4 protein-coding genes are annotated in these 5,469 nt (G+C 40.7%); all 4 read right to left on the minus strand.

Features of this window, described 5'->3' with window-relative positions:
- Positions 1-186 precede the first annotated feature (186 nt).
- Positions 187-1,347, minus strand: coding sequence for a putative CRISPR-associated protein (locus J7K63_08880; GenBank protein ID MCD6235134.1), 1,161 nt, complete (start codon positions 1,345-1,347; stop codon positions 187-189).
- A gap of 5 nt (positions 1,348-1,352) precedes the next feature.
- On the minus strand, positions 1,353-2,696 hold the full coding sequence (locus tag J7K63_08885) for a TIGR02221 family CRISPR-associated protein (GenBank protein MCD6235135.1): 1,344 nt from the start codon (positions 2,694-2,696) through the stop codon (positions 1,353-1,355).
- 7 nt (positions 2,697-2,703) lie between these two features.
- Positions 2,704-5,151 (minus strand): putative CRISPR-associated protein, encoded by a 2,448-nt coding sequence (locus J7K63_08890; GenBank protein MCD6235136.1) that lies wholly within the window; start codon positions 5,149-5,151, stop codon positions 2,704-2,706.
- Between the two features lie 14 nt (positions 5,152-5,165).
- A partial coding sequence (locus J7K63_08895) for a hypothetical protein (GenBank protein MCD6235137.1) occupies positions 5,166-5,469 on the minus strand: 304 nt, incomplete at its 5' end.

The following is a 5,469-nucleotide window of genomic DNA, read 5'->3' on the forward strand; positions in this document are numbered from 1 at the left end:
GTGAAACATCACTTTTTGCCCCGTTTTTGGCCCGTTTTGCACGCTTTTGATCCCTGTAACCCGTTGATTATCAATCCCTTATTGTCAATGAGCAGTTACGGTGAAAATAATTTTCCCTCAGCAAAAAAGTATTTCACATAAAACTATTCAATATTTTCTTCTCAAACAATACTTTCATGAATTTGTTTATTTTTTTTTCTGTCGGTATTCCCTGTTTAAATAATCTGCCGCCCAGTTTAAACTCTCTCTCCGGTTATCCGATAAATGAATCTGAAACCGGGCACCAAAATTATTCGTTTTGAATGAGCCGATTAGTATATCATGATCTGAGTTATCTTTATGAACTTCAAAACTAATGCCATCTATCCCTTTTTGTCCGGCATAAGGAATTGTCCAGCAGGTTTGTATCCACTTATTTTCATTCCACACTTTTTGGACAAAAGGTTTAAAACCCGATGGAAAATGATGACCATTTCCAAATGTAGGTTCTTTGCGCTCACTTGGATCAAGAGATTTTAAATCAGGAATATAATTGAATCGCTGTCGGAAAGAGAATAAATAGATATATCCTATTGCATGCAACTCGTAAAACGTTTCTCCGTCAATATCTACATCTGTAAAAAACAGTGTTAACTTATCCTCCATTTCACCCAGTTCTCTCTGCGTAAACATGACACCGGCTTCCATATCATGAAAAAGCGCAGCATTCCTACCTAAAATGTCATAGTCCATCATGACCGGTAAAGGCGGAAAATCAATGATCTCTGTAAACCGTTCGTGTTTATAAAAGACAGGAATATCCAAAGCTTGCCCAATTAAAAGGGCGACGGCTATCTGTGCTTTGTATCCCCCCGTCGCATCAATAGCAATATTTTGAGTCCCGATTCTATTAATATAAGCTCCAATTTTTCTTACCAGATTTTTCAACCCCACTGTTCTGAATTTTTTCGGATCCTTATCATCTAAATCATCGACGACTTCAAAATCGATCTGATTTAAATTTAAATCTTGTCTATTTTCAAAATAGTGCTTTAATACCCTTCCGGTGCTCCGGCCGTCTTCAGTATCTGAAACAAGAAAAAAGATGTTTTCCAGTTGTATGGATTTCTTTTTTCTTACTTCTTCAATTGTATTGATTTCAGCTCCACATAAGCGTTGCGTTGGATCAATCTGTACTAATTCTTTGGATAAAGCTTCCCACTTGTTATTTTTAAAATACGATTTGATGTTTTTCCAGTTCTTCGGTTTATTTTTTGTGTCTTCAGATAAAGTTTTCAGGTTTGCGTAAAACAGACTGGTCCCAACAGTGCATATTAATGTATTTCGTACGGGCTGATAGGATTTCATTGTATTCAATGGTTCCTCCTTTCACTATTTTTAAAATCATCTTCAAGATTTTCCCAATGAATATATTGTCTGAACTCATGCCAAAGTTCTTCCCTATTGGCTCTTCTTATACATAAAATGGTATCCATACAAACTGATTTGATTTGATCCATTCTATATCTGGTACCTGAATTCGGATGAGCTGTACTGATTCTATAACAATTCATACGTTTAACATTTTGAATTAAATCTGCCCAACTTTCTTGAGGTACTTTATCCTTATACTTAAAACGATTTTGAAAAAGGATGGATACAATTTTAGAGTTATATTTATTAGATTTTTTTTGATACACTTTATAAAAGAGTTGTAAAGCCGCCTCCTTAATACATAAAAGGGCCAACCCATATCTTCGGTGATGTATCAGCCATTCTGCTGTATTCAAAGAAATCTCCACGGTATCATCCTCATTAAATATGGATACAAATCCGTCAAACTGAGGTTTGAAATACCTAAATATTGCATGATTTCTTAATTGTTCACTCCCTTTTAAAAGTGATGGAATATTACTTTTGAAATGCCCAATAAAATTGAAGCATAAAGCATCAGACATTTTTTTCAGACTTTTAGAGAAAGATATATTCAATGGTTTTATAATTTCTGCTAATTCATACCCGTCTCCGTAACGGATGAAACTGCTGACAGCATCACTCCATTGATTTATCTCTACTATTTGCTTTAAATCCACAATGGGGGCATAACCCAATTCGTGAATCACATCAAGCATTCCATAATACATCGTTTTTAGCCGAACATTTTTAAGTGTTTGAATATAATTAATCAAGGCCAGTACAAAGAAGGGAATGGATCTGAAAGAGTGTGTAATATCCAAATAGATTTGATCCCCGTCTTTCAGTCTTTCGGCAATTACCATAAGTGTATCCATATTCTCTTTCAGTTGCACATCATTGTATCCATAACGAATAAGAAAAACTTCAGATCCTCCCTCTGCAGATGGTTCTATTTTCTTTAAATATGCATCCAAAACACAGTGTATAGGTGTAAAATCCCAATCCAGACTTTCCCGGTTATCTGATAATTCCCGGTTTTCTGAATATGCATACAGGATGCTCTCGTCAAAATCATCAACCTCTTTTGCATAGAACTCGTACACGGCATCCCACATGGATTTATTGGTACCAATCAGAAATACCCTATCAAATTTTTTCTCATGACGGGTAATAACAGATGTTACAAAAGATGATGTTTCTTTAGTCTCATTTTTTAAAAACCGATATTCTGCACGTTTATAACGGTCATTTTCTTTATCAATACTGCCCGTCCCCAGTGGACTGATGAGAATATTTGCCATAGGAACCTCACATGCGAATGGTTTTGCCTAGTTTCTTCAACAGATCATTAACACTGCCTCGATAGGCATGTACCACTATTTCGAGTCCACCAGCCGGACTCTTCAGATGATAGACCAGTCGGTCCGGTGTATCATGGTGAAAAATAACTGTTGATAATCCCTCCTTTTTAGGCAGTAAACGGCCATAGGTGACATACCTGAAATGAGACCGCCATTCAAAAAGGGTATTCAAAAGGAGACGAACACTACTATCCGGTATTCTTTTCAGGTAAATCCTCCCCTGTCCCCATGGATGGACCCGGTTATGGATTTCCGGATCAGGATCCAGGTAGCGGCGTCGTTTTTCATCACGAATTCTGCGGACAATGCTCTCCCGCATGGCAAGCCCCAATGGCGTCAGTTTCCACTGATTCATGACCTGTGACGGGACAAAAAGGGAATGTAAATCTTTCGGGAGAGATGTTTCCATGACCTCTTGTCCGGCCGACAAGGTGTTGGCTGAAAGAACCGTCTCGATTTCCCGGATGTAAGATTTGAAGTGTTGTATATCCCAGGAAATTGGCAAAGGATCCATTCGGATGACATGTTTAAAATCTTCATGAATGTAGTAAACGGGAATATCCAAAACAGATCCGGCAAGGGTTACCATGGCGGTTTCGGCTTTATATCCCCCGGTTGCCACAATACGCACTTTGCCTTCATGCCGTTGATAAAACCGGATAAGTGCCTGGATCAGGTTTGGCAAGCCTTCTTGCTGAAAGGACTGAAAATCAGATTTCAAACCTGGTATGCAGACCATGTGTGCTTTCCCCTTGGGAAAGATGGATTCCAGCGCGCGGCCGCACAACTCACCGTCCGGATCATCACTGACAAAAAGATATACACGTTCACCTGCATCTGCTTCCATTTCCCTCCAAGTCTGGATTTCTGCTGAAGGAGCCCGTGAATCATTGATGTGCCTTTTCAAAAATTCAGAGACTGTTTCCAGGGTAATTTCCCGATCCGGATACTCCCGCCTGAAATTCCCTAAAAGTGAGGTCCCCACAGTCATGATTATGGCCGGAAGGGTATTTAACCATTGAAGGGCATTCTTTCCCATTTCAGCCATGTCGCCGTTGTGTGGGATATGGATCGGACGGGAAGCCGGTAACGACTTTTTCAACGCTTGCAGGGCATCTCCGTCCCCGTGAATCAAAATCAGTTCTTTCGGGTCAAAATGCTCAACTACCGAGATAAGTTCATCCCGGGAGGCATGGGCACTGAACCTGAAATTTTTCCGATAGGGGGTACGGATAGTGGCAAATCCCTGCCTCCCTTTTGTCATCCTGAAATCCAGCCGGGTATCTACAGGGGCATTGAGGACATCATATCCCAGGGTCCCGGGAGCCTGGTAGCCGGTAAACAGAATGGCGTGTTTAGGTGATTCCACCATGCGTTGGGCCAGCATGGCGGCACCGGTCCAGGGTTCCATCATGCCATTGGTACTGATATAAATAGCGGTCTGTTTTTGCTTAACATGATTGCGGTAAAGATCAAGCAGATGCTGAGAATCTGTCGCAATAGCCATTTGGGTCAGGGGAGTCTGGCTGTATTCCGGTCGAAGCTCATGTCTACGGTTTTCATAGATTTCCGATATGGCATTACCCAGTCCGCTTACGTAAACAGGAATATCAGGAATGTCATCCAGACACTTCCCTTCATGGATCAGGGCCAGAATATCCTGTGTACGTCCCAGGGCAAAAGCCGGGATCAGAACCTGTCCCTTCCGGTCGGCAGCATCACGAATTTCCTGCCAGAAGGCCTTTTTGGATGCCATTTCATCCCAGGAGGATGGCTCAGCGGCTGTGGTCCCTTCCATCAAAAGGATATCCGGGCGGGGACAATCAGGAAGTGACATCCCAGGATGGATACCATGGGGATTCACACCAATATCACCGGTATAGACCAGAGATTTTTCACCGTCACTAAGAATTATACCGGCAGAACCCAGCACATGTCCGGCATTAAAAAAGCGGCCTGTAATTTCCGGTGTCACCGGGAATTCCTGATCATAGGCCATGGCATCCGGTAAAGCCTCTTCAAAAAGCTCATCCATATTATTCCGTTCATAGGCCCGGGAAAAAGCATAATCTTTCGATTGTTTATCTAACCGGGTGATCACATTGGCCGTATTCCACAGCATGCGTCTGACAATATCAAACCCTTCCGCCGGTATAAAAACATGCCGGGGTGAACACAATTTATATACCAGGGGCAGAGAGCCGATATGGTCAAAATGCCCGTGACTGATCATTACAGCATCCAGTGGACCGATTTCGTCGACCGGGACCAGGCTGTGATACCCCTGTTCCGCAGGATTCATCCCGGCATCCAGCAAGATACGCCGACCATGCCATTCCAAAAAATATGCATTGGCGCCGATTTCCTGTCCACCACCGAAGATTGTGAAATGCATGATAGACTTTCTTTCTATATAGTTAAAATTGGTTCTCCTAAATCATTTGAGTAATCATCTGTTTCAACATGGTAAAATTCTGATTTAAATTCCCTTTCCTGAGTAAAATCAGTGAGTCCATAATCTGTAATAATTCCATACAATGTCTTATCACCGAGCGAAATAGGATCTTTTGAATATAAATAAAACAACCAATACCTATGATGTGGTATTTTATTATATATTTTATATTTTATATTTATATTATTATTAAATATGTGTATTTTTTCATTAGTAAGCTTGTCAGATAAAAATTCATCATTATACTTATAATTATTA

Source organism: Candidatus Neomarinimicrobiota bacterium (assembly GCA_021157965.1).
Taxonomy (GTDB): Bacteria; Fidelibacterota; Fidelibacteria; order Fidelibacterales; family Fidelibacteraceae; genus Fidelibacter.

What these genes read in the sequence shown, in the direction of transcription:
- J7K63_08880 (MCD6235134.1), bottom strand. Translation starts at nt 1,347, where the DNA reads ATGAAATCCTATCAGCCCGTACGAAATACATTAATATGCACTGTTGGG.
- J7K63_08885 (MCD6235135.1), bottom strand. Translation starts at nt 2,696, where the DNA reads ATGGCAAATATTCTCATCAGTCCACTGGGGACGGGCAGTATTGATAAA.
- J7K63_08890 (MCD6235136.1), bottom strand. Translation starts at nt 5,151, where the DNA reads ATGCATTTCACAATCTTCGGTGGTGGACAGGAAATCGGCGCCAATGCA.